The 26829-nt window shown below is 35.1% G+C and carries 23 protein-coding genes; 15 read left to right on the plus strand and 8 right to left on the minus strand.

The features are described 5' to 3' along the window. Nucleotides 1-128 precede the first annotated feature (128 nt). From AC4BB5_RS00370 to AC4BB5_RS00395, 6 genes are all read right to left on the minus strand, one after another. A complete protein-coding gene (locus tag AC4BB5_RS00370) occupies nt 129-1373 on the minus strand; it encodes a DUF1015 domain-containing protein (protein WP_490457484.1) in 1245 nt (414 codons plus the stop codon). Continuing rightward, nucleotides 1373-2560 (minus strand): phosphoglycerate dehydrogenase, encoded by a 1188-nt coding sequence (locus AC4BB5_RS00375; protein ID WP_490457485.1) that lies wholly within the window; start codon nt 2558-2560, stop codon nt 1373-1375. The genes AC4BB5_RS00370 and AC4BB5_RS00375 overlap by 1 nt, the downstream gene beginning before the upstream one ends. Further along, complete coding sequence (serC, locus tag AC4BB5_RS00380; RefSeq protein WP_490457486.1) at nt 2561-3652, minus strand: 3-phosphoserine/phosphohydroxythreonine transaminase; 1092 nt, start codon at nt 3650-3652, stop codon at nt 2561-2563. A gap of 496 nt (nt 3653-4148) precedes the next feature. Next, complete coding sequence (locus tag AC4BB5_RS00385; protein WP_490457487.1) at nt 4149-4760, minus strand: nitroreductase family protein; 612 nt, start codon at nt 4758-4760, stop codon at nt 4149-4151. Continuing rightward, nucleotides 4761-5000, minus strand: coding sequence for a DUF896 domain-containing protein (locus AC4BB5_RS00390; protein ID WP_490457488.1), 240 nt, complete (start codon nt 4998-5000; stop codon nt 4761-4763). A gap of 14 nt (nt 5001-5014) precedes the next feature. Further along, nucleotides 5015-6001: an LLM class flavin-dependent oxidoreductase gene (locus AC4BB5_RS00395; protein WP_490457489.1), complete on the minus strand. Its 987-nt coding sequence runs from the start codon at nt 5999-6001 to the stop codon at nt 5015-5017. Between the two features lie 137 nt (nt 6002-6138). Here AC4BB5_RS00395 and AC4BB5_RS00400 point away from each other — a divergent pair, with 137 nt between their 5' ends. Then, on the plus strand, nt 6139-6468 hold the full coding sequence (locus AC4BB5_RS00400) for a winged helix-turn-helix transcriptional regulator (RefSeq protein WP_490457490.1): 330 nt from the start codon (nt 6139-6141) through the stop codon (nt 6466-6468). Nucleotides 6469-6971: 503 nt separating this feature from the next. Here AC4BB5_RS00400 and AC4BB5_RS00405 read toward each other — a convergent pair. Together AC4BB5_RS00405 and AC4BB5_RS00410 are read right to left on the minus strand one after the other, a co-directional pair. Beyond that, on the minus strand, nt 6972-8153 hold the full coding sequence (locus AC4BB5_RS00405; RefSeq protein ID WP_490457491.1) for a sensor histidine kinase: 1182 nt from the start codon (nt 8151-8153) through the stop codon (nt 6972-6974). A gap of 106 nt (nt 8154-8259) precedes the next feature. Further along, complete coding sequence (locus tag AC4BB5_RS00410) at nt 8260-9030, minus strand: LytR/AlgR family response regulator transcription factor (protein WP_490457492.1); 771 nt, start codon at nt 9028-9030, stop codon at nt 8260-8262. 371 nt (nt 9031-9401) lie between these two features. On the opposite strand from AC4BB5_RS00410, the gene AC4BB5_RS00415 reads away from it, so the two are divergent. From AC4BB5_RS00415 to AC4BB5_RS00480, 14 genes are all read left to right on the plus strand, one after another. Next, nucleotides 9402-10109 (plus strand): winged helix family transcriptional regulator, encoded by a 708-nt coding sequence (locus tag AC4BB5_RS00415; RefSeq protein WP_490457493.1) that lies wholly within the window; start codon nt 9402-9404, stop codon nt 10107-10109. A 331-nt stretch (nt 10110-10440) separates the two neighbouring features. After that, a complete protein-coding gene (locus AC4BB5_RS00420) occupies nt 10441-11094 on the plus strand; it encodes a hypothetical protein (RefSeq protein ID WP_490457494.1) in 654 nt (217 codons plus the stop codon). 18 nt (nt 11095-11112) lie between these two features. Then, nucleotides 11113-12177, plus strand: coding sequence for a WxLIP family cell surface protein (locus AC4BB5_RS00425; RefSeq protein ID WP_490457495.1), 1065 nt, complete (start codon nt 11113-11115; stop codon nt 12175-12177). 1 nt (nt 12178) lies between these two features. Continuing rightward, nucleotides 12179-12499 (plus strand): hypothetical protein, encoded by a 321-nt coding sequence (locus AC4BB5_RS00430; protein ID WP_490457496.1) that lies wholly within the window; start codon nt 12179-12181, stop codon nt 12497-12499. Between the two features lie 15 nt (nt 12500-12514). Next, nucleotides 12515-12739 carry a hypothetical protein gene (locus AC4BB5_RS00435; protein ID WP_490457497.1) on the plus strand — a complete coding sequence of 75 codons (225 nt, stop codon included), beginning with the start codon at nt 12515-12517 and terminating at the stop codon, nt 12737-12739. Between the two features lie 69 nt (nt 12740-12808). Beyond that, a complete protein-coding gene (locus AC4BB5_RS00440; RefSeq protein ID WP_490457498.1) occupies nt 12809-13522 on the plus strand; it encodes a WxL domain-containing protein in 714 nt (237 codons plus the stop codon). A gap of 158 nt (nt 13523-13680) precedes the next feature. Further along, nucleotides 13681-14352, plus strand: coding sequence for a WxL domain-containing protein (locus AC4BB5_RS00445; protein ID WP_490457499.1), 672 nt, complete (start codon nt 13681-13683; stop codon nt 14350-14352). Nucleotides 14353-14378: 26 nt separating this feature from the next. Then, the gene (locus tag AC4BB5_RS00450) at nt 14379-15014 is read left to right on the plus strand and encodes a WxL domain-containing protein (protein WP_490457500.1); all 636 of its coding nucleotides are present in this window, start codon (nt 14379-14381) and stop codon (nt 15012-15014) included. Then, entirely contained in the window at nt 15001-16029 is a 1029-nt protein-coding gene (locus tag AC4BB5_RS00455) for a WxLIP family cell surface protein (protein WP_490457501.1), read from the plus strand. Before AC4BB5_RS00450 ends, AC4BB5_RS00455 begins: the two co-directional genes overlap by 14 nt. Nucleotides 16030-16226: 197 nt before the next feature. Further along, the gene (locus tag AC4BB5_RS00460; RefSeq protein ID WP_490457502.1) at nt 16227-18170 is read left to right on the plus strand and encodes a hypothetical protein; all 1944 of its coding nucleotides are present in this window, start codon (nt 16227-16229) and stop codon (nt 18168-18170) included. A gap of 44 nt (nt 18171-18214) precedes the next feature. Next, complete coding sequence (locus AC4BB5_RS00465; RefSeq protein ID WP_490457503.1) at nt 18215-20158, plus strand: hypothetical protein; 1944 nt, start codon at nt 18215-18217, stop codon at nt 20156-20158. A 231-nt stretch (nt 20159-20389) separates the two neighbouring features. Beyond that, on the plus strand, nt 20390-20929 hold the full coding sequence (locus AC4BB5_RS00470) for a hypothetical protein (protein WP_490457504.1): 540 nt from the start codon (nt 20390-20392) through the stop codon (nt 20927-20929). A 20-nt stretch (nt 20930-20949) separates the two neighbouring features. Then, nucleotides 20950-21456, plus strand: a complete 507-nt coding sequence (locus tag AC4BB5_RS00475; RefSeq protein WP_490457505.1) for a hypothetical protein — start codon at nt 20950-20952, stop codon at nt 21454-21456. 243 nt (nt 21457-21699) lie between these two features. Continuing rightward, nucleotides 21700-26466: a putative mucin/carbohydrate-binding domain-containing protein gene (locus tag AC4BB5_RS00480; RefSeq protein ID WP_490457506.1), complete on the plus strand. Its 4767-nt coding sequence runs from the start codon at nt 21700-21702 to the stop codon at nt 26464-26466. Nucleotides 26467-26829: the final 363 nt, after the last annotated feature.

A 26829-nucleotide genomic window follows, 5' to 3' on the forward strand; every position in this document is an offset into this window, starting at 1 on the left:
TCTAGATAGCCGTTTTTGATTATTTTAGATAAGGCTATTATCTAGCCTTTTCAGTTTATTTGCAAGAAAGCTTGGACAAAAATTTGGCTTTTGTCCAAGCTTAGATTTTATTCTTCTATTTTACAGCTTTATACGTGCTTTGTCTCTAAATCATGAACAAATAATCCGCTCAATAATTTAGGTTCGAACCAAGTTGATTTTGGCGGCATGATTTTTCCTGCATCCGCAACATTTAGTAAATCATCCATCGTTGTTGGGTAAACGGCGAAAGCAACTGTCCATTGTCCGCTATCCACTAATTGTTCTAATTCCTGCATTCCTCTAATGCCACCAACAAAATCGATTCGTTTATCTGTGCGGACATCTTGAATGCCGAAGATTTCTGCAAATATGTGATTTTGAAGTAAAGAAACATCTAAGCCATCTACAGGATCATCAGATAAAATTGCTTCTTTAGCGGTTAAAGCAAACCACTGACCGTCTAAATACATCCCAAAGGTCTTTGCTTGAGTAGGTTTTCCAGTCTTTGTTTTTGTGACTGTGAAATTCTTTTCTAACTGTTCAAAGAAATCTGTTTTGATCGGTACATTCAAGACTCGGTTATAATCTAAAATTTCCAACTCTTCTTTAGGGAAAATGACAGATAAGAAGTAGTTAAATTCAGCTGTATCAGTTGCTTTAGGTTGGTCATCTTTTTTCTTTTGTCCAACTTTTACCGCTGATTCTGTTCGATGGTGACCGTCTGCGATATATAAAGCGGGCACGTCTTGAGCAAATGCTGTAACGAGTTGTTCGATCACCGCTGGTTTATCTACAAGCCAAACACGATGAGTGACGTCGTGAAAACTAGTAAAATCATAGACTGGATCATGTGATTTTTTCCAGTCATCTGTCAGTGTTTGAATCTGTTCATTTTTCCGATAAGTTAGAAAAATCGGGCTAGTATTAGCGTCACACGCTTCAATATGACAGATGCGGTCAACTTCTTTTTCTGGACGGGTAAATTCGTGTTTTTTGATCTTACCTTCCGTATAATCAGTAATCGAAGTACAGGTTACAAGACCTGTTTGAGCGCGGCCATTCATTGTTAACTCGTAAAGATACAAGAGTGGCTGTTCATCTTGGACTAACCATTGTTTTTGTAAAAAAGCTTGCAAATTACTAGCCGCTTTTGCATAAACTTGATCGTCATAAGGCGAAAGTGTTTCAGGTAAATCGATTTCTGCTTTGTCAATGTGCAGATAAGAATAAGGATTATCCTTACCGAGTTCACGCGCTTCTTCAGAACTTAAAACGTCATAAGGCAAGGTAGCGATTTTTTCGCTGAACTCAGCTGCTGGTCGAATGCTTTTAAATGGGTGGATTTTAACCATTAATAACTCACCGCCTCAGTATTTTTGATTGTCCGTACTCGGATGATGTTTTCAGCTGCTTGAATTTTCTTAGCTGCGGCATTGATTTTTGCTTCGTCGGTCTCAGATATATCAACGATTGTATAGGCATAATCATCACGACTGCGGTTGATCATCGTATCGATATTGATCTCTAGATTCGCGATTCCTGTTGAGATTTGACCTAACATATTGGGAACGTTTCTGTGTATGATCGTGAAACGGAATGGTGAATTGAAGGCCATTTCAACTGTTGGGAAATTGACAGAACGTTTGATATTTCCTGTTTCTAGGAATTTTTTTAACGTACGGGCAGCCATTTTAGCACAATTGATTTCTGCCTCCTCTGTTGATGCGCCCAAGTGAGGAAGAACAAGAATTTTTTCGTTGTGTAAAAGACGTTCATCAGCAAAGTCAGTGACAAAATTGCTGATCTCACCTTGATTGAGCGCTTCGATCACTGCATCTGTTTCGACTAGTTCACCACGAGCAAAGTTAAGCAAAACGGCATTCTTCTTCATTTGTACCAGTTGTTCTTGTCCAATCAAATGATGGGTATTTTCAGATAAAGGAACATGTACGGTAATAAAATCGCAGGTTTTCAAGACTTCTTCCATACTTTGTGCTCGTTTGACACGGCGTGAAATACTCCAAGCGGTATCAACAGACACAAATGGATCAAAACCTGTCACTTCCATGCCTAAACGATAGGCATCATTAGCAACCATTGCACCGATCGCGCCAAGACCGATCACACCAAGTTTTTTACCTTCTAATTCAGTACCGGCAAATTGTTTTTTCTGCGCTTCAGCTTGTTCTTCGGTATCTGTACCTGTCAGTGTTTGTACCCAGTTAGACCCTTTTAAAATCGGGCGGACAGATAGTAATAAGCAAGCAATGACTAGCTCTTTTACAGCATTGGCATTGGCACCTGGTGTGTTAAAAACAACAATGCCATCTTCCGTACATTGTTTGACTGGAACATTATTCGTCCCAGCGCCCGCACGAGCGACTGCTAAAACGGAAGCAGGGAAGTCATAATCATGGAGTTTTTCACTACGTAAGATGATACCAGCGGGCGTTTCAGATTTATTGATCGTAAAATTTTCTTCGTTAAAACGTGCTAAACCAACTGGGGCGATCGCATTGAATGTTTTAATATCATACATCTATTTTGTTCCTCCATTTTCTGCTTCGAATTTTTTCATCAAATCAACTAAAGCCGCAACACCAGCTTTTGGAAATGCGTTGTACAAACTTGCACGCATGCCTCCTACTGAACGGTGTCCCTTTAAGTTCTCAAATCCTGCTGCTAAAGCTTCTTGATTGAATTTTTTATCTAGTTCATCATTTCCAGTAATGAAAGGAATATTGTTGATTGAACGGTCTTTTGGATTTACGGGTGAAGAAAATAGGGTAGATGAGTCGATCTCGTCATATAAAATAGCTGCTTTTTCTTTGTTTTGTTTTTCCATTTGACGAACGCTGCCTTGTTCCTTGATCCATTCAAAGACAAGTTTAGCCATGTAAATGCTGTAAGTCGGCGGTGTGTTATACATTGAGCCATTTTTCGCATGGATGTCGTAATCCAACATAGAACTAAGAACATCTACTTGACCGATCAAGTCATCACGGACGATAACGACCGTAAGGCCTGCCGGTCCAATATTTTTTTGAGCCCCAGCATAGATCAAGCCAAAATCCGCTACATTATAATCGATCGATAAAATATTAGAAGACATATCTGCTACGATCGGCACATCACCTGCATCTGGGATGTTATAAATGGTCGTCCCCTCAATCGTATTGTTCGTTGTAATGTGGATATATGCTGCATCTTGCGGAATATCTTCTTTACGAATTTCAGGAATATATGCGAAATTTTTGTCTTCGCTTGAAGCAATAACTTGAACGTCAACATTATCGATTTTTTTAGCTTCACTAATTGCTTTTTTCGCCCATGAACCAGTATTGACGTATAGGGCTTTTTTATTTTGTGCTAAGTTCAAAGGAACCATCGTAAATTGCATGCTGGCGCCCCCTTGTAAAAAGAGCACTTTATAGTTATCAGGAATAGTCATCAATTCTCTGAGTAAGGTTTCAGCATTTTCAATGATCGTTTCAAAAAGGGAGGAACGATGACTCAACTCCATCACGGACATGCCGCTGTTCTCGTAATTCACCAATTCGGATTGTGCTTTTTCCAATACACTTTTAGGTAAAACGGCGGGACCAGCAGAAAAATTGTAAACAGTTTTCATACATCTATCTCTCCTTTGATATGATCATTCATCTACTATTGTACAGTAAATGTGAAAACCATTATAACAGAAAGCTTAAATTAAAAAAAGATTAAAAGTAAATTTCGTAAAATTTTTCACAGAGATTTTCAAAAATAACTTGTGGATAAAATTCCATGAATTACCGTTTAAACAGGCAATTATTCTTGTTAAATGTCACATTATTTCCATCTCTAACAGATTTATTTATAAATAATCTATTGAAAATATTCTCTTGAATAGCATGTTTATTTTGGACAGAATTCTCCTTGGGCAAATCGTTTATCAGCATCGTTTAGGAACAAGTTATCGATTCTTAGCTATAGTTAGTAACTAGCATAAATAAGTATTTTACCCCCAAAAATTGTAAATAAAAAATACAATTTTTGGGGGTGTTCTATGACGATTTGAATTCTACCCAAAATACGTTTCTTTTTTGTTGATAGGATAGAAAAAGTAATGTTTCAGTCAAAATAGATTAATAATGAAACTCAGTGAAAGCTTCAACTGGTAATCTTGAAGTATCAAATGCCGGTTGGCTAGCTTTCCCTATACTGATTAACATGATTGGGAGATAATTAGCTGGCTGGTTAATAATTTGACCAATCTCAGCTTGAGAAAATCCTCTCATAGGAACTGAATCATAACCCCGATCCTTTGCTAAAAGCATCAGTTGCATAGCAAATAAACTACTATCGATAATTGCCGTTTGAGTCAAGTATTCTTGATTTTGACTCGCATAATACTCAATTGAAGAAGTTAATTTATCCGCTAACATTTCTTTCGGTAGAAAACCGCTAGCGACATCCTGGGAATATATTTTCTCCATGTTAGCCTTAGAATTTGTATCAGCATAGATAACTAATAAGGCAGAAGATGATGTTATTTGTGGTTGCCCGTGTCCAACTTTTTTAATAGCTTCCCGTTTTTTCAGATCTCTAATAACTGCAACTCTCCAACTTTGTAAATTATGTCCGGATGGAGCGCTAGCACTTTTTTCTAATAATTCTTCAATGATCTCATCTGAGATAATATAATCTTGTTCAAACTCTCGAACTGATTTTCTTGCGTTCATAATTTCTTCTATCATTTAACTTCCTACTTTCTTTCCAAAATATTTTTTTTGCTCTTTTCTTAATTTTTCTGGAGTTACATCATCACCTATGGGATCATATATGGTCACACCCATTAAAGTGTTGTTAAATTGATCACGGATAGTTTGTAAGTATTCTTTCCGTAATTCTCCTCTTAATCGCTCCTCATTTAAGGTTAATCCTTCTTCTCTTGCTTTTTTAGCTAATTTATTTATTTTATGTAGAACAGGTAACATTCCCCTCTTCCTCCTTATAACATTTCTTTTGCTAATAATCTAAGGGTCGTCATACGATCTTCTATGGTATATCCTGCTGCTATTATCATAGCTTCACTGACCCCTAACTCTTCCTCTTTTCTAAAATAGTCGGCAACAAATTTACTATCACCAATGACAAAACGACTACGATTTTTTTCCAAATCAGCTTTTTCCAATTCTGTATATGGATAACTTAAGGCCTCTTCTGGAGACACAAATTTATTTGGAAGACCTCTTTCTGTGGCAAATACAAAATGTTGATAACTTGCTGATTTATATTCTGCTTCTTCTTTAGAATCAGCCACAACTGTAAAATAAGCTGCATTAGCTTCAGGTCGTTCTTGATATATGGAAGGTATAAAGTTATCATAATAATTTGCTAAAGTAGTTTTATTTACTGGGCCACTTATAAATTGAGCAAAGCTGTAATTAATCCCTAAGAGCCCGGCCTGTTTAGCGCTAGCACCTCCAGAACCTAACAGCCATATTTGGGGAAAAATGACTTCTCTAGGGACAGCTGAAACCCTGGAGTAAAAATGATCTTCTGGGAAATTATCATCCATAAACATTAAAATCTCGGATAATTTATCATCTAAATTTAAATTATTATTCATAGATGGATTTAAAGCTAAAGTAGTTAATTGATTTCCTCCAGGAGCCCTACCTAGTCCTAAATCAATTCGGCCAGGATGCAATGCTGATAACGTCTTGAATGTTTCTGCAATTTTTAAAGGTGAATAATGCATCATCATTATGCCGCCTGCTCCTACACGGATACGCTCGGTAATGCTTGCGATGTGGGCTACTAATATTTCTGGTGTAGCACTTGCCATCGCATCGGAACCGTGATGTTCTGAATACCAAATACGTGTATATCCTAAGTTATCAGCTAGCAATGCTATTTCTTCTGTTTGGTGTAACGTGTCAATTGAACTGCCATTTTTTGGCACATTCAATTGATCTAAAATACTTAATCTCATCCTAAAAATTCCTCTCTTTATTTTTTGAAACACTTGATATTGTTATTATTAACTATTATGATATGAATTAAAAGTAGGCACTTTTTATTCATATAGTGACAAAATAGTAATATTTATTAAATTAAAGGAGCCTTTTTATGCATGCTAGTAAAAAAACAAGTATTATGGTGGCATTATCTACAATAAATGGAAAATGGAAACTTCCAATTATTGAAGAATTATTTAAAGAGACTAAACGAAATGGAGAATTAATGAGGTCTTTAGAAGGAATAACCCAACGTGTTTTAGTCAATAATTTAAAGGAATTAGAAGATGATGGTATAATAACTCGAAAATCTTATGGTGAAATTCCACCTCGTGTGGAATATACATTGAGTAAAAAAGGTATAGAACTTTATAGCTCTCTTATTTCTCTATGTGAGTGGGGAAAAAAATTTGAAGAAGAAAAAAAGAATATAAAATTTTAAAGCGCTAGTTTTAATAAATAGGACGTGAAAAATAATGTATTTCTTTAATTCTGAATTATTTATGATCGAATCGGTGATTATTTGTGATTCTTGATAAAGATATTCGTCTAAAAAAAAGAAACAAGGCTAGATTTGACAATTGTTATCAAATCTAGCCTTGTTTTTTTGTCAGAAGTATCTTTGTCCTCGTCATTTTTTTCTCATTTAGTTTACGGAGGAACAAGCTTACATACACAGAAACGACAGAACATCATGGGTGAGCGGACAACGATGATGTTCTGTCGTTTTTTTATTTCGTACAATTCAGGAAACGTGTTTTTGCCATGTTCTGCTAGAAATAAACGAAGCAATATCATGGGGAGTTGCTGCTTTATTTTTCGATTATTATTCTTTGTACAGAATTAAAATCATTCCAAGAATGAGTATCCTATTTTTGTATATCTTTCAAAAAAATAGGATATAGACCTGCTGATTATCTTAGAAGGTTACCCAACTAAATGAAATCATATTGTAGATGAGAAAATTTTTAAAGTAGCTGTAAACATACTATTATCCTTCGTTATTGTATAATCAACGTTTTTATACTGTTTAAGAATTTTTGAAAAAATGTGCAAACCTAATCCTTTGTGGTCATCTTTAGTAGAAAATTTCTTTTTGAATATCGATTGATAAGTTTTATCATCTAATGGTAAGAAGGAGTTAGATATAATCACAGTAGTAGCGTTAGAATCTTTTGAAAAACTAACTAAAATATATGGAGAATCTGTTTTTTCAGCTGCTTCTAGGGCGTTGTCTAATAAAATCGATAAACTGCGAACGAAATCGACAGTCTCCATATTGATACCAGTAATGTTATTGAATACTTTAAGGTCAACCGAAATATTTTTTTCAAGACAGTTATTAATAAAATTATTTAATAACCCTTGAATTGTAGGCATTTCAATTAATAGAATGGCTTGAAATACGTTGGGATTAAGAACCTCCGTGGAGTAATCCGTAATCTCTTTTAATAAAGCAATGGCTTTTTCAGATTCACCGTGTTCTAAGTAATTTGTCAGACTGATTAATATATTTTTATAATCATGCTGAAATTCATCAGACAATGAAATCCGTGCTTCTTCCTTTTTAAAAGCATTAGATAAAGCTAGAGTGTGCTCTTTTTCTCTGTAGTATTTACTGATAAAGTATGAGCTTCCGATTAGAAAAAAAGTAAAGCTAGAGATCATGACAAAGCTTAGATAATAAAAAACAGGATAGTTTTCTGTGACGAAAATTTGCTCAGCGGTTATCAGAATAACGATAAGTAAAAAAATAATCGATGCCCAAACAAAATGCTTTTTCCTCATTAAAGAAATCATTTGAATGAGACGATATTTTTGATCAAAGTAGCTAGTCACTTTGATTAAGATGAACAGCAAAATTTGTTGTAAGATAACCATACTTATTAAAAATTTAGAATAAATTTGAGCAGAGAATACATGATTTAGAAATAACATGGTCCACAAATCACAAGTAAGCAGCCATGAAATAATAATTAGCGTGGCTTCGAGTGCACTAATCACTGCCGGAGTCAGCCAGTTATACCCTTTACGGATGAGCAAATAAATTTGAAGTAAAAAAAATAGTGGAAAACTTGGGACAAAAGGACGTATAACTGGTAAAAGCCCATCTAAAAATTGTAGCAATAAGGCACTGGTTAATAGAACTTTTTCTTTGAGCGATGTTAGTTTTTTATAAGAAGAGAACCACACAAATAAAAAATAGTTAATTGAAACTAGTGAAATAAATAATTTAGGTGAGATCATCTCGATACTCCTTTACTGCACGGACAACTTTGTTGAAAACCTTTAGACCTACAAGTAATTGTTCAGAGTTCTTAAAGATAATGGCATTAAAACTCCGATTGAAGCCATGTATATTTTCTAAATTTATTATAAAAGACTGTAAACCTGTATACATATACTCCTGATTTATATGTTTTTTTACGTTACCGATTTTCCAATTAATCAGTTGATTTTGGCTAACAGTTTTTACCATGACTTTACCCGTAGTGCCTTTCACCGATTCGATGTATAGAATATCCGAGTAGGGAAAAAACATTGTTTCATTGCGAGTAGATAAAGTTAAAATTTCCTTGTCATCCCGTTTGGGTAGGATCTCCTGCTCTAATTTGCTGAGTAAACTAAATAGACTCGCTTCTAAAATTAGATCATCATGAATTTCTTTTACTAAGTAGCCTTTTGCTTGAATAGATTCGTTAATGACCATGATAGCTTGATTTGTCATACTGGTTAAAAAAATAATGGGTGAAATTTTATTTCTTTTTCTGATCATTTTAGCAACATCAATCCCCGTAAAATTTGTTTTAAGGTCAATGTCTAAGATGAAAATATCAGTATCAGATATTTTTTTGTTTGAAAGCTCACTCATAAAGTCTAAATGATTATGAGGTGTTGGGAACTGAAGCGAAATAAGAGTTGATTTGTAAGTTTGTAGTATCTGCTGAATTCTATTTCTATAAGCATTATCATCTTCTAAAATATATATATTTATTTTTATCATTAGCGTCTCCTTTTTATCATTACTATACAGGCTGAGAAAATGATATTCAATAAAATAAAAACTAAAAATATTTTTTTGTAAAAGTATATTGAAAAGCGCTTACAAGGAGGTTTTTAAACTCGAAATAGCTGTTATTATAATGTTGTTGAAACAATCTATCGGTTTGTTATTTTAAATATTTATTTAAATAATTTGAATTTAAATGAATATGTTTAATCTACTAATATGTTTATTATAGCATTCAATGGAAGATTGGGTTAGCAGTTGCACCTATTGATTCTAAGATTTATGACAGTAATTTGAACTATACTTTTTTTATCACAGCGAGACTATTAATTATATTAAGAAGATTAAGGCAATGGAGGGATTATATGTATCATTTAGGTGTCATTTCAAATGAAGAAATGGACCAACAATTAGTTGAAGCATTTCAAAAATATGATCTTAATTTAGTGAGTTTAGATGAAAAGGATATTACACAGAAAACTTCTGATTTTGATGGAATTTTAATTAAAGAGGATGCGAACCAAGAAATAAGCACCACTTGTGAATGGATTATGAAGATTAAAGAGAATAGCGGGACGTTTACTTGGGTTATTTCTGAAGTCGCTACCTCTACAGTCAGACAAATATATCTGAAGATAGGAGCGGATGCTACGTTTGATAAGAGTTATTTTCCATCAGAAGTTATTCTCTTCATTCGTAATAATCTGCAGCGGCAAGAGGCAAATAGGATGCTGGACGAGCAAAATAGTAATCCGCATGTATCGAATGAACGGATGCCGCTGTTGAAAATAAATCCAATAAACCGGTCATTGATTCTTTATACAAAAGACAACGATAAAAAAGAAGTAGGCTTGACTAGAAATGAATACAAGTTAATGGAGTTACTTTGTAGTCAACCAGGAAAAGTATTTAATTATGAGGAAATCAATAAGAACATTTGGGGTACGTTATCTCAGCCTACATATCAAGTAGCAAATATTATTTTCCATGTTAGAGAAAAAATAAAAAACGCATCAGCTGATTCAAATATTATTAAAACGATACAAGCAAAAGGATACATGGTCAAGCTATGATGGTTATTTTTCACATAGAAGAATGAAGTGAATTAACAGAGATACATAGTAACAAGTAATAGTCTGAAAAATTGTACTTTTTCTTGAAACATGAATAGATCTATTAACATTTATAGAAACTTTCTACAACTGAAAGTATTTTAAAAAATACTAGTGGGGTAATCAAATTACAAGAACACCTCATTACTAAAAGCTAATAATTAATTTAAATAACAATAAAATTACATAGTTGGTTCTGATTTACTGTAAATGAGAATGGATCGTTGCATGATTTTCAAATAGAAAGTATCGTCAGGTAAAAAAATTAAAAAATAAGGAGGTGGGATTTTTAGTGGCGAAAGAAATCAGTACAAAAAAAAGTCCACTGTGGACATTCTATTTTATGGAAAGTGCTCTTGTAATTGCTTGGATTGTGTATTTAATAAAATTCACCTTTTTTTACCAAGAAGCCTATTTCTATGTAGATAAACGCTTATCGTTGCTTCCTAAGCTATTATCTTTTATCAATAGTAATTGGAACACGTTATATATTTATCTAGTATCTAGTTTCCTTTTGATAGTGATGACTTTTTTTCTGATAACAGTTGTCCATTCAGTGAAGCCAGTCAGTACTGGAAAAAGGATGATACATGGGATTCTTTTAAGCGTAAGTGGGCTAGGTTGCTTAGTTTCAGGAATCAATATTCTGTGGCCAATCTACTTGATATTACTAATACTGGCTGGTAGCGTCGTTTTTATCACATACACTATTGTAATGATAGAACTAAAAGAGGAAGAAAACGATTGTGAAGAAGATAGTATAGAAATAGAAGGACCATTTGAAACGATCGAAAAAGCACAGGCAGTGGTAAATAACTATTTATCTAAACAAAGAAAAGATCCGTCAGCCATTCTAGGTGTAGAGCTTTATCTAGAAGAGGATGATCAGTATTATGTAGAAATTTACGTTAAAAAAAATAGCCAGTCGTTCAAACCGGACAAGTAAGGAGTAATCAATAATTATATGAAAAAAAATAGATATCTATACCTACTCTTTTTTCTAAGTATCGTTTTATGTTCATTTCCGAATCAATCACAAGCGGCAGAACAATCTAACTTAGGCTATACAGTATCAGCAATTCGCAGTGCAAAGCAAATTGATCCAGAAAAAACTTATTTTTATATTCAAACGAAACCTGGGGAAGAAGATCAGTTAAAAGTAAAGGTGAAAAGTACCCAAAAAGAAGCAATTAAATTAAAAATTTATGTGACCGACGCTTATACGGGGGATAGTGGAACAATTGAGTATACGGAAGATGAAAAATTATTTGATTCAACGTTGAAAGCTCCGATAAGTTCTATGGTACAAGTAGAAACACCTAGTGTGACAATTGGAAATTTTGAAGAAAAAGAAGTGCTTTTTAAATTAACGCCACCAAAAAACAGCTATCCTGGAATTAAAATGGGAGCATTGGTTTTTGAACTAGACAATTCTGAAGAAAAAGAAAGAGTAAAAACTAAATTTTCTTATCGTGTCGGATTATTTACTTCAGAATCTGGAGATGAGTATAAAGATTCTAAGACACTTAAGCTATTAGACGTTAAATCTACTTTAAAGCGTGGAAAAAAAATGGTGTTGACCTCGCTTCAAAATCCTGAACCAAAAGTTCTTTCGAATCTATCGATTACGGCAGAAGTGATGGAAAAAGGAAAGAAAAATGTGCTAAAGAAAAAAAAGGTTGAGAACTATATGTTAGCCCCTAACAGTCATTTTGATTTTGAGATGGACTGGGGAACGGCAGCGGTTAGAGCAGGAACCTATATAGTAAAGATGAGTGCAAATAATAGTTACAATGATTGGAATTTTGAAAAAGAGTTCATTATTTCTGGGGAACAAGCAAAAAAAATGAACGAAGATAGTGGGTTTAAAATCATTACACCAAATTGGATAAAATTAGTTTCAGTTCTTCTGGTATTAACAACATTCGTAATAACGGGAGCCCTTTTAAATAGAAGAAAAAAAATGGAAATCCAATGGAAGAAATATAAAAAAAGGAAGAAGAGAAAGAAAAAGAAAGAAGGCCAATAAAATGAAAAAATTTGTAATGGGTTTGCTTTTTTTTATGATAACAAGTGGACTGTTCTCTGGAAAAATAGCAGAAGCAAAAACAAATTTTGATGGAACAGATGTTGGTATTAGTTTCACAGTGAGTGATCTAGCTGAACCTAAGCAACCGCTGTTAATTCCAGAAGAAGCATTTCCATCAATACCGTATCAAAAGCCGATAGGTCGGTTGCCTTCAACAGGGGGATTAATTACTTCTCTTATTTTGACTTTAATAGGATTCTCACTTTTGATCATTTTTATAGGGGTGTTTAGCTTAAGAAATATTATGTTGGGGAAAATTTAGAAAGGCAGGAAAGATATGATTGATTACTTATGGATCTTTATTTTAGGAGCAATTTCTATAGGCTCGCTATTAATTTTCTTAGTCACTCTCTCAAGGGAAGCATTTTTATTGAAGAAATTGAGAAAAAGAAAAATAAACTATGTATTGAATTTTAGTTTACTGTTCATCTCATTGAGCTGTTTAGGCTTGATTACCTACTTATTCACATTGTTAAAAGAACAAATTGAACTTTTACAATAAAAAAATGAACAACTTATAACAATACCTGTCAGCGATTCATAGCTATATTTATCATAGGATGGTATAAAAATGAAAAAAACAATTATAGTTACTTTATTATCAGCATCAGCAATGATGCTATTCGCAACATCAGCAGATGCTAAATCTTTTGACGACGCAACAGACGTTGGTGTTAGTTTCAAATCATCTGAGGGAACAGTTCCTGGGGAAAATAAACCATATGCAAACAACTTATCATTAGTTTGGAAACCAGGAAGCTTTGAATTTGGGGAGCAAAAAGCTGTTGGAGCATCAGCAACTTTCAATAATACTGTTACAGATAAACAATATTTGGTAGTAAATGATGATAGACCACTAGATAGCTTGCCTGCTTGGGATTTAAAAGCTAAATTAAGTGACCTTACAGCAACTGATGGTACAAAACTAACGTCTAAATTAATTTATACGCTAGAAGATGCTCAATCATATGATATTGGTGAGATTGATTCAGCTACAAATGATTTCACTCCAAAAAATCCAGCATCAGACAGCACTGTATTAGGCACTTTAGATCCTAACTCTAAAATTGTACTTGCTGGTGGGAAAAAATCAATGACTTTGGAAGCTGGACAAACAACTGCACAAGCAGCTATCCAAAAAACTGAAGCAAACGCAACTAAAGGTGGGGTAGCAACTCTAGTCAAAGATACTAAATTAGTTGTAACAGATCCTAAAGCCGATGATGCAGCAGGTAAAGCATTTACTGGTACAGTTACTTGGACTTTAGACGATTTACAACCTTAATAGCTAGTAATACAAAGAAATTAAAAAAATAAAAAATAAAGTGTAGTTATAGATCGCTGACAGTTATTGTTATGAGTTGTTCATGAAGAAACAAAGTTAATATAAAAAAGGACTAGGTATTGCCTAGAATGAATAAAAAGAAATAGGGGTAGTGTAAGATGAAAAAAAAATGTGTATGTATATACATCGCTACTTTTTTTAATATTAGCATGGTGGTTTTTTTTCAAGGATTACCCACATTTGCAGAGGAAAGTCCGGTGAAAGTGGAAGTGGTAGCAGGAGAGGATCAGTCAGCGACAGAAGAAAATATATCGTCAAAAAAACCAATAACCGGAACCTTTTTCATTAAAGCTGTTTCAGATTTCAACTTTGGCTCAGTACGAATTGGTACAAAGGCCAATGCACAGATTATTGGTTTGACGCCAGACAATAAGGCGATTGACGCCTCTGGAATAGAGGTTGTCGATCTTCGAGGAACCGGAGGAGGTTGGCGAGTGACGACTTATGTTGAGTCTATTTCATTAAGCGAAGAAGATCGTGAATTACAAGGGTTTGAACTTTTTATACCAACGAAGGAAGTTACAACTACTTCTTCTTCCGTTAAAAATAAGCCTCAGGCGAAGGCCATTACGCTAACCGGGTATGGAAGCGAAACAGCTAAAACAATTTTCTATGCTGAAAATGATAAAGGAATGGGAAAATATACAAATATTTTCCAAAGGAAAACATCAAGTGATCAAATGATTTCTTTGAAAGTTCCTAAGACGGCTAAAAAAGGAATCTACTCCGGCAATATGATTTGGACTTTAGTAGACGGACCAGGGGTTTGATTTTTGAAAACAAGGAGAAAATAAAGATGAAGAAAAATATTTTTTTATTCTATTTCCTATTTATAAGTTCTGTTATGCTTTTTATTCCAAACTGTGCTTATGCAGTGGACTCTGATTTGCTGATGGATGTACAAGAAGGGTTGGATGAAGCTATTCCTCCTCAATTTGGAGAAGACCCAGTAGATCCAAATCAAGGAACTCATAATAAAGGAACATTAAAACTAGATAGAGTTCCTAACATTAAATTTGTAGACGCTATTCCATCAAGTATCGTGACAAAAGATATTCAAGCAAAAAATAGCAATCCGTATGTTCAAATTTCTGATATGAGAGGTACCTTGGCTGGTTGGACCTTATATGGTAAAGTCTCTCGATTTAAATCTCAAACGAACGATATTTTATTAGGAGCGAGCTTATCCTTAGAGTCTGAAAAGGTTTTGAGACAGGCTGGTATAGATGAGAAGGTCATAGCACCTGCCGGGCTGAGCAGTTCATTAAATGAAGAGGAATCAAAACTGGCTTATGCAAGAAGTGATGAGGGACAGGGAACTTGGGGAATAACATGGAACAAAATAAATTTAAAGGTGTTACCACGAACTGCCAAAGAGAATACCTCCTATCAGGCAATGTTAACATGGGTGCTGTATGATGGACCTAATTAAGAAAAATAAATTTTTACTAATTGCTTTGTTTACGGGTCTCTTTTTTTTAACCAAAACGATTGATTTTGAAATGGCCGAAGCCGAAGGATTAAACTTTACTGTTGAAGTCGTTCAGCCAGATAATCAAAGAGATAAAAAACAGACGTATTTTGATTTAATGGTTAAGCCGGGAATGGAACAAGACTTACAGATAAACATAACCAATTTAGCCGATAGAGACATCTTAGTGGACATTATTCCAAACATTGCTACAACCAATCAAAATGGGGAAGTGTCCTTTAGTGATACACCGAAAGAAATTGATAAAACGTTAAAGCATCCTATCACGACATTATTGTCTGGGAAGCAACGTGTTGCTTTAGGGCCAAACGAAAAAAGACAAATAAAATTCAAACTTACAGTTCCAGATGAACGATTTTTTGGAAAAATAGCTGGGGGTTTTTTGTTTAAGGAAATAGCTGCTGAGGAAAAAGAAGGCCCTGATAGTGGCGTGGTCTTGACCAATCAGTTCGTTTTAGTTAAGGGAATTCAGCTAAGAGAAGATGAAAAACCAGTAAAAGAACAGTTGGTCATTCACAATGCTGTAGTAGAGGCTATCAATGCACGACGAGCGGTCCTTGTTAATCTCCAAAACGTACAGCCCGATTTTGTTAAAGGCGGATCAATAACGATAAAAATTAAGAAACAAGGAAATACTAATATCCTTTTTAAAGAAACAAAAAATAATTTAAATATGGCACCAAACTCTAACGTTGATTTGCCGTTTTATATTCAGGACTTGTTAACCGAAGCAGGAACTTACGAAATAACGGTAGATGTAAAAACGAATAATTTTAAAAAATCGGAGACAAAAGAAGTCAAAGTTTCCGAAAAAGATATTATTAGAATTTCTGAAGAAACGATCGCCGCGGGAAGTCCAGCTCCTTTTTATCTTAAAATTTTTACTATACTATTGCTAGTAGTTTTGCTTACAATAAGTATAACTTTTCTGATCTTTAAGTCGCGTAAAAACTAAAGAGGTGAGAAGCGATGAAAATATACTTTATAGCATTTCTGGTAGTAATTATTGGTGTTTTAAGTTGATCTGCATCAAGGAAATATTACTTGGGTGTTAGAGGATAGACCAGAGTAGATTTCTTGAAGGAATTATTTTTAGGTGTGTGTGAAGAAGATTATTGCCAGCTTCGTTTGAAGAAATAAGGGGTAGAAATAATGAGAAAAAAATATGTTATACCATTTTTGATAGTAATTATTGGTGTGTTGGGATTTAGTTTAGAAAGCCAGGCCGCTGGCATATCTGTTTCCAATTGGGATAAATTTGGCGTAAACGAGAGAGATTATAAAATGAATCCATCAAGCCCCTACTTAGCGGAACAAATGGTGGGCTCATCCAAGGTAGATCTGAGAAAAGATGTTGTTTCGTTGTCTTATATTGGGGATAACTTATTTAAGGATATCTTCCTTAACTCAAAAAATATCACTACTGCTGGCGATATCAGTATGCTAGCAGGCGATCAAATAGTTATCAAAAAGATGGGAAACTACCAGGGGCGCTATATAGAACTTCGGATAACTATTTATAAATATTCATATATAAGATTAATGACAGAAGCTGCTCTAAAAAAGAAGTTCATTAATTTGAAACTTCTTGAAGCTAATGAGGGGAGAGATACACAATTTGGAATGACGATGCATTATCAAGATACAGGTGAAGTAATCAAACTCCCAGCAGGAAAATATTTTTTTATGAATATTAATAGCGGATCATTAAGAAGCTATTATAGTCATGCTTTTTTAACGGATGCCGCAACTCAAGTGATTGGCGGGAACAGGAATGTCCTGGAAGTGACAAAAACAAGGTATTTACCTTCAGATGGAATATATAGACTAGCAGTAGGCAACCCCATATATGATGGAGACAATTACGGTGCCTTCTTTTTTGGCTTTTTAATACAAGGCGGTAGACCGTTTTATTTTGGGTTACAAATCCCGACAAATTCGGGGGGAGCCTCAATAAATATGTTTGAAAGCGCGGAGAACCTATTGGCAGTTCCGTTACCTTACAATAACGTAAGCGTGTCTAGCTCGCTAAGATTGAATAAAAAAGATATGAATCATCAGGTAACTATTCAGCTTCCTGAGCAAAAAGAGGATAGTTTCTTTCCAGATAATCTACGCTTAAATCTTGGGTATTATGCAACGGATTATAGCCAAGGTACCCCCCAGATAGTAAAGAGTGACACCAATACAACCATAGGAAGCTGGGAATACAGCTATAACTCCGGGGCTCTTTCATTACCTAAAGCCTTTTTAAAAAAATACCAAGGCCAGACGATTCATATTAATTATGTGACGATGATCGACTATAGCAGCCCGCGTATTTTACAAGAGTATTTTAACCAAGGGACTAAAAAATTCTCTCTCCCGTACTCTCTACAAGTGCTCGCAGATTTCACTAGTTTTAATCGCGAAGATTTTCGTTTAACTAAGACAGATACTTTAACGTATCCTCTGGAGCTGACCGGAACTAAAACCAATGCACAAGTAGCCCTTGGAAAAACAACGACAGACTATTCAACAGAGACTTTTCTGAAGGATATCAAAAGTAATTACCCTGATGACACGGTGAAAACATCCATGCCCCTCATTGCGTTTACGCAAGAAGGCTCAGTAGAGATTCCGATTACGTTGGAAAGTACTAAGCTGGGCATCAAAAAAATCATTACGGTGACGACACAAGTCACAGATACAAAATTTGGGTTTAAGCAAGTCCCAACGAATATTTCATTAAATCTAAACTTAGCTAATCGAGAAGCTTACCCAGTTTTAGATCAGGAACTGTCGATTACAGATAATCGTAAAACAGCTAAATGGAAACTAGGAGCCATCATTTCAAAAATAGTCAACGCTGAGAATGTGAAAGAACTAAATGGCAGTTTTTATTATAAGAATGTAGCTGGAGCTGTTGAAATACAGCCAGAGACGAAAACCACAATTGCCACTGGGAATAGTCCTACGGATGGTACGGATACAGTTTCAATCTCAAGTACATGGGATAAAAGTAATGGCCTGTATTATCAGACAGAAAACCTATCGAATTATGTTGGTCTGTATCAAGGAAAAATTACTTGGGTGTTAGAAGATACGCCAGAGTAGATTTCTTGAAGGAATTATTTTTAAGCAGAGGAGACGAAAAAAAGATGAAGAAAAGAGACCTACTAGCATTTCTGCTAGTAATTATTGGTGTTTTTGGATTTAGCGTAAAAAGTCAGGCAGCCCCAGATGTTAACAACTGGGACGCGTTTGGGGTTAACGAGAGAGATTATAATTTAAATATATCCAGACCGTATTTAGCCCAACAAGCCGCAGGTCGGGATGAGATAGATCTGAGGAAATCGGTAGTTCCTATCACTTACATTGGTGAGAATATCACGAATGATTTATTTCTTAATTCGACAAACCTAAAAGATGAGAAGGAACGTTTGCTTATGCCGGGTGATTTAGTGACTATTAAAAAAATGGGTAGCTATAAGGGGAGATATTTAGAGGTTCAGATAAGGGTAGCTATACGGATGCTACTAACTGCAAATTTAACTAATAAACTACCAATGTTGAACTGGAGTACGTATAACGTTGACAATAATGCAGGAGGGAAAGATACGCAACTGACAATGACTATACATTATCAAGATACTGGGGAAGTAGTCAAGCTTGAGACAGGCAAGTATTTTTTATTTAATGCCTCAACTCGTTCAGGATGGAATATTTACACTAATGCTACATTAGTACCAAGCTCAACTAAAGTGATTGTTGGGAATAGAACAGAAGATCAAATTACTCTTAAAAAGATGGTAACATATTATGACTATGAATTAGGATTGTATAAACTAGCAACAGGTAAGGTGGATGCAACCAAAGATTTTTACTTCTCTTTCTTGATACCGAGTGGCAGGCCCTTTTACTATGGAATACAAGGTTTTGCAGGATTGGTTAACTTAAAAATCATAATGTTTGATCCTGTAGGAACCCCCGTTGCGGTTCCTGCATCTTACAACAATGTCAATGTGAAAACTACGCTAAGAGTGAACAAAAAAGATATGAATCATCAGGTAACGGTGCAACTGCCCATTCAAACAGATGATAGTTTTTTCCCAGATAATCTGCGCTTAAATCTTGGGTATCATGCAACGGATTATAGCCAAGGTACCCCCCAGATAGTAAGAAAGGATACCAATACAACCATAGGGAGCTCGGAATACAGCTACAACGCCGAGGTTCTTTCTTTACCTAAAGCCTTTTTGAAAAAATACCAAGGCCAGACGATTCTTATCAATTATGTGACGACGATCGACTACAGTAGTCCACGTATTTTACAAGAGTATTTTAACCAAGGGACTAAAAAATTCTCTCTCCCTTACTCTATACAAGTGCTCGCAGATTTTACTAGTTTTAATCGCGAAGATTTTAGTTTAGCTAAGACAGATACGTTAACGTATCCTCTTGAGCTGACGGGAACTAAAATCAATTCACAAGTAGACGTTGGAAAAACAACGACAGACTATCCAATAGAGACATTTCTGAAGGATATCAAAAGTAATTTCCCTGATGACACGGTGAAAGCATCGATGCCGCTTATTGCGTTTACGCAAAAAGGATCAGTAGAGATTCCCATTACGTTAGAAAGTACCAAGCTGGGCATCAAAAAAATCATTACGGTGACCACACAAGCGATCGATACAAAATTTGAGTTTAAACAAGTACCAACGAGTATTTCACTTGATCTAAACTTGGGCAGTCGAGAAGCCTATCCAGTTTTAGATCAAGAACTGTCGATCACAGACAATCGAAAAACGGCTAAATGGAAAATAGGAGCCACCATTTCAAAAGTCGTAAATGCTGAGAACGCGAAAGAACTGAATGGCAGTTTTTATTATAAGAATGTAGATGGAGCTGTTGAAATACAGCCGGAGACGAAAACTACGATTGTCACTGGGAACAGTCCCACGGATGGTACCGATACAGTTTCAATCTCAAATACATGGGATAAAAGTAACGGCCTGTATTATCAGACAGAAAACGTATCGAACTATGGAGGCCTGTATCAAGGAAATATTACTTGGGTGTTAGAGGATACGCCAGAGTAGATTTCTTGAAGGAATTATTTTTAGGAGTGTGAGATGAATAAAACTGTTGACTAGAGCGTCAAGCCATGTGAAATGCCCAAGAAACGTTTATTACTGGAAACTAATGTAGTACGGTTGAAGGTTCTAAAAATAGAATAAATGTGAAGTGTTGTAAATAATACTTAGTTAAAACAAAAATGAACGTTGAAAGTAGTGAAATTAGATGGATTGTAGTGATAAGGAGAACATAAGATGAAAATAAAATTATCGGCGCTGATTGTGATCTTGACGTTTTTCTCTATTGATATCTTTTGGATGATTAAGAGAGTAGATGCATCTGAAAATAGCAAGGATGTGGATGTTCCCATCATCTACTATCATTCAAAAAAAGTTGTATCAGAGCCAGCGTATATCATTGCTATTCCTTCTAATTTAAGCTTTTCAAAGTTAAACGAACGGATAGATACAACCGTTTCATTATTTGATCTGCAAGGGAACTTCTATCAAGGGGAGAATAAGGTACAGCTTACCGTTACTTCAAAAAATAAGTTTAATTTAGTAAATAAAGATGAATTTCAAGATATTCGCTACCAGCTAGTTAAGTATGCTGATGAGACTTCTGGAACTACGAGTACCATTATCACCAACAATGCACCAAGTCTTGGAGAACTCAGTAAGACGAATCCGAGAATTAAATCTGAAGCAATCTTAGGAAGTAGCTCGGTTAAACCAAGTATAGTAGGAAATTATGAAGATGTATTGACCTACGGCTACAGTGTTGCAGAATCTTAATAAATGAAAGTTAGGAATATATGAAAAAAAAGAGCAATCATTCAAAAAGAAAAAGACTAATTATTCTAATCAGCATGGTCGTTGCTGTAACTACTTTACTTGCCTTTCTTTTTTTTAGAGGGTTGGAGACTGGCGCCATTCATTATGATACACAAGCCGTAAAATACGAAGCGAAACTTAAAAAACCAGAAAATTTACCAGTAAATAGTATTACTTTTCCGGGATTTCGAGACATAGCGATTCAAGAAGGAGATAGGGTGTTATATATAGCTTTAGTAAATCCTAGTTTTAATAAGGCAGATATCCAGTTTAAAGTAACTCTAAATGATCGAACGTCACCTATATTGACGACGGGATTAGTAAAACCAGGTCAGGCTGTTACGGAGGTCCCCTTACCTAAAGAGTTGCCAGTTGGCGAGCATACAGTAAAACTGGAGATGTTCGGGTACACCCAAGATAAAGTACAGCAAAGGCTAACGGGATCACAAACAACGTTCAAGCTTCAAGTGTTAAAGAACAGGTCTTGAAAAAGAAAGGCCTGTGAATCTCGGCTTATTTCCGAAGGGATTGCTTCTGCTCCCACCGTTTATCCGGATTCCATGTGACTGGGATATGACTCACAGAGTTATGTCTCAGTCACGTTTTATTTTAAGAGTTGGTGTAAGTTTATTGAACTTAGTTCGAGGAGCAAAGAGTAAGCAAAATCCAAGGCAATGATTCTAACAATTGTAACAGATTCTATGTAGAGCAATTAAGAAAGGAATTATGAAATGAATAATACTAACTATTCCCCCAAAAAAACCTTACTTCTTTTAGCAGTAAGCACCATTCTAATTCTCATGTTAAGTCTAATTGTAATCGGTGATTTAACTGCTGAAGCTATGGAAGAAAATAAGTCTTTGACCCTTACTGCCATACAAAAAAAAGAAATGATTCAGCTTGAAATAAAACAGAGTCTGAATAAGAACAGTTTAGACACTAAAGAATTTGAGCTATCACTTGAGGTAAAAGAGCTGGTGGCTTATGATGAACAGGAACTTTTAGATCAGACTAAGATCATCGGTGAAAAAGGCCAAGATTATACGGATACTCCAGGAGTAACAAAACGTTTAAAGGAAAACAAACTGATTGTAGGCATTTCACAGGAAACGGCAGAACGTTTCCATTCTGATGGTAATCAGTCAGTAAGTGTCAAAAGTACGCTAAAGATAAACAAAAATGATGAACAATTAATGAAAAGCTATCATGAAAATGAATTTCGCTTTTCTTTTGTTGCAAAAAATAACAAGACACAAGAAAAAGTTGAGACGGTATGTGCGTTTAACGTAACTCCTCCCACGGCTAAGGCGATCCCAACCACCGTTAGTGCAGGTAGCTCTACGGCTGAATTATCCGCAGATAAACTAGTCACTGATTTAAAAAGTGATTTAGAGTTTGACGAAGTTAATGTTTTAGGTGTGGAAGAGTTTAAAAAATTTGATCAAGTAGGCGACACGAAAATAGCTGTTATGATTCAGAGTGAAGAAACGCAGAGAAAGAGTCGAATTAGTATCCCAATCAAAGTAGAAAAAGCAAAAAGTAATTTTTACACGTCTGAATTGACAACAATTATGAATGAAGAAGGTGACTACAAAAGTGGTAAACCTATAGAGGAAGAATTACTTAGGGATACAGTCGTTCTCCAGTATTTAGGGAAAAGCTTTTTGGATGATGTAACATTTACAAAAGAAGGACGATTTGTGAGTTGGAAAAGTCTTGGGGGCGAGGAAGTAAAGCTAGCTTATTATGACTCAATAGAAATTAAAAATGTAGCATATAAAGATGGTGAGTATCTAAATCTTTATGTAAACATACGAACTAAAGACGGTGTCTATATCCCAAAATTTTATAACAAACCTTTTTTTGAGTTTGCTTCGTCAGCAGCACCAATATATTCTGGTGTTCCAGCAGCTCCTGGAAAACCATTCTTGTTGGAGGCGAAGGTTGGAACAGCTTTGAATCAAACGTTGGAAGGAGTTAATATCATTTTTCCAATTGTAAAAGAAAATCCTGACCTTGAGTCAAGCTTGGATTTTTCCTTAGACTCTCTCCAAAATATTGCGGTAGTTGATGATGACATTTTCAAGAAAGATTTAGAAGTCAATACATTTACTAGTGGCACAAAAGAATATTATAAGCTGTTTTGGCCGAAAACAATCCTGTCGTATAATCCATATATATTTACTCTCCTTTATAAAAATATGAGTTCCCAGAGGGGAAAAGCAATGCAGTTTGGCATATTGGATGTCCCAAGAAGAAGAATTTTTGGAATTTTAGATACTAAGGCTAAAATAAATGTTCCAATTAAGTATCAAAAAGCAGAAATAGAAGGAAAAATAAATCAAACGAATGGAAAAATTGAAATGGAACTCCACCAGTTTTTACCGAAGCAAGGGAGCTCAAAATATTATGAACCCTTATCATTGGATATAAATCTAAGTAAATATGCGGGTAAATTGGATGAAACAAATACAAAGATAAAAATAACAGATGATAAAACAAATAATGATTGGTCAAAGAATGCTGAAGTAACTTATTCTACGACAGAAAATGGGGAACAGGTTGCGCATCTTAATGTTAGTAAGGACCTTCTGGAACAGCTAGGAAAAGAGATAGGGACTACGATTATGAACATTGCTGTTGAAGCACCTCTGTCATCGGATGCAGCGCTAATGGATGTCTATGATGCTAGCAATTTTATGTTTAAAATACCTGTGAGCCTTTCAAATGAGCGAGGAATTAGTGAAAGTGTCTCTTCTGTTCAAATGCCAAAGCCGACAGCACAAGGCGTACCACAGACGGTTGAATTAGGCACGATAGTTAGTGATTTAAACGCATCAGATTTTGTTAAAGATCTAAAAAGTATACTTCCTTTTGACACGATAGAGGTCGTTGGATTTAAGGGTGAGAAGGTATTTGATAAGCTGGGGAAAACAACGGTTGAGGTCACTATAAAGAGTAAGGCAACAAATGTACTAGCTGATATTGAGGTAGAGGTCACGGTTGTTGAGAACCCGTTAGCATACATTACGACCAATAAAAGTATAGAACTAAAAAATGAAGGGCAGTCCGTCGAAGGAAGCGGAGCAGTTTCTTTTACAGGGCAGTCGGATTCTAGAATTCAAGTTTATACAGAGCCGGTTGTGCAGCTTAAAAATAGTGATGACAAGAATCTAGTAGATTTAAATATACGAAGAAAAGGTTCGATGAAACCACTAAAATCAGGCGAGCTACTAGCTGAGTTGACACCAGCCAATAGAACATCAGATTTTAAGTTGTCAGCTCCAGAAAGCAAGTTTAAAAATACAGATGTGTATAAAGGCAATCTGACTATTCATTTTGAGGTCAGTGAATATGGTCGTAAGATGAAAGAGATTTTTAGTATACCCGAGCCGACTATGATTATTAAATCAGGGATGAGCAAAGGGAAGTATCATGACCGTCAAGATCTAGGCTTTATTTTAAGAGAAGATACTGAATTGAGAGTGAGACAGGTCAATCCAAATTTTAAAGATAAATTGACCATCAGATTATTAGGCAATGATTCTCTAAATGAAAAAGAAGCAAAAGTTGGAGCAGATTGGACCCAAATTAGTGCTACAGAACCCTTAGTTCCGTTTGTGGATACACCTTATGGCAGTACATCTGCTCAACTAGAGTATGAAATACAAGATAATAGAACTCAAAAACAGCTCCCAATTTATCAATATCAAATGAATCAAAAAGAATTTTTTGATATCTGGGACCAAAGCGATGGAAACTATGCCTTAATAAAAGGAGCAGATTTTCAATTACTAATCCCCAAAAGAGACAAAAACTTAGTGAAAAAGCTAAAAGATTTTGCATCTGTAGATGAACTTATTGAACATTATAACGAAGTGTTTGCGTATTTTAACCAAATGGCTGGGTTTGATCATTCATCACCAGAAAACGAAAATGGTGAAAACCGTTATTTCTTAAAAGCAGATGTTAATGGAGCAGGTGGTGCATACTATAGTGCGAAATGGACAGCGAATAGTACACCAAGCACAGATATGTGGTTAACTAAAAATAGTTGGGGGGCACTACACGAAATTGCCCACGGCTATCAAGCAGGATTTGATGGTGTAGGAATGTATACGGGAGAAGTTTCCAATAATTTATTTGGTGTACAGTATCAGTATGATAAATATGGGAAAAAAGCGGATGAAATTGGTTGGTTATTTAATTACGGAAATAAAGCGCGCGTAGAAAGTGGCCTTTATACGAAATTGGTTAGTAATAATGGCACGTATAATTCTGTTGATTTACGAGAAAAACTTGTTTTACTAACAATGCTAAAACAAAAAGCAGGCAATGATGCGTTTACAACGTTGTATCAAGAATATCGCAAGTTAGCGAATCAACCTAATTTCAATAAAAAAAATTATCCATTACCAGATTTGTTAAATAAATACTACAGTGAAACGAGCCGACAAGATTTTACTCCTGTATTAGAAAGATGGGGACTGGATATTAATCACACACAAGCTGAAAAAAATCGTTCTTTAGGATATCCGGCGATTGCTTCACTGGTTAACGTGGTACCTGCAAGTGAATTGGCACGTGCACATGATCTACTGGATCAGTCGATTTTAATCAATTCAAATTTTGAAATGGTACAAAATAAAGATATTTCAAGTTTGAATTTACATGGGCAACTAACGATTCAATTAAAAGCAGAAGATATTCAAGAGCTCAAAGGAATGAAACTATCCTTAAATGACGGAAATAAAGAAATAGATGCGCAAACGATTGATGGAGAAAAGCTTGTTTTTGACAACATACCAAATGGCATCTACCGGTTAAAATTTTCTGGAAAAAAAATGTCACACTATATTACAGATGATTTTTATGTATATGTAAAAGAAAAGGAAAACAAGGCAACGATTACGTTGAAGCAACTTAAGAGTAGTGATTTAGTAACACAAACTTTCCAGTTACTGGGTCTTGGAGATAGCCAATTTGGCCAATTTAAAACAAGTTTAAGTAGAGACGAGGCTGTTTTTTCTGTAACAGATAAAGATGCTCATAGTTATTTTGCTGGAGAACTATATTTTAAGTTGACTGTGTTAGACAGTAATAATGTTATAAAATATGAAAAATTTATAGAAGGAACTAATGCAACCCTTGCCACGGATAAAATACCTTTAAGCGAAGGGGATTGCATTGAAATCTATCATGCGGAGACTAAAAATAGACTTTATTCAGCAGAAAATATTATCGATAAAACGCAAAAAACAAATCGCTGGATAATGACAAAATGGGGATTGCAAAATGAGTCTTTAAAAAACAAACCTCAACAAGATCTTATAAAAAAAATTGAGGCGGAGGGTTTACGGCTGCTAAAGGACGAAGCAAGTAATAGTATACCCTTAGCAGAATCGGAAAATCGAAAACAACTACTTGCTGCGGTTCAATTACTAGAAGAACCTTATAAAACTGAATTTATGGATAAGTTTTCTTCGTTATTCAAATAATTAAAATTCTAAGGAGACTATTGGAAAGTGATTTTTGTACGGATAACAAATAAAGATAAGTTGCTGCTAGCTTTTAAATAGTTCTTTGGTTCATGGCCAAAATACACTGCCAGATAAAAGCAAAAGAATGAATTTGACCAGCAGAAAGAGGTTAGGACAAGTGTTTCATCCCGAGAAATAAGAAGGGATTGCTTCTGCTCCCACCGTTTATCCGGATTCCATGTGACTGGGATATGACTCACAGAGTTATGTCCTAGTCACTTTTTTGATTAGGTAATGGTTTGATTGACCCCATAGTTGTTATGTGTTTGCTTATTAGATACCAATACTGAATCTTAGCGCTTGATAGGTTTATGGTTAAGT

The organism is Enterococcus sp. AMC1252 (assembly GCF_058216515.1).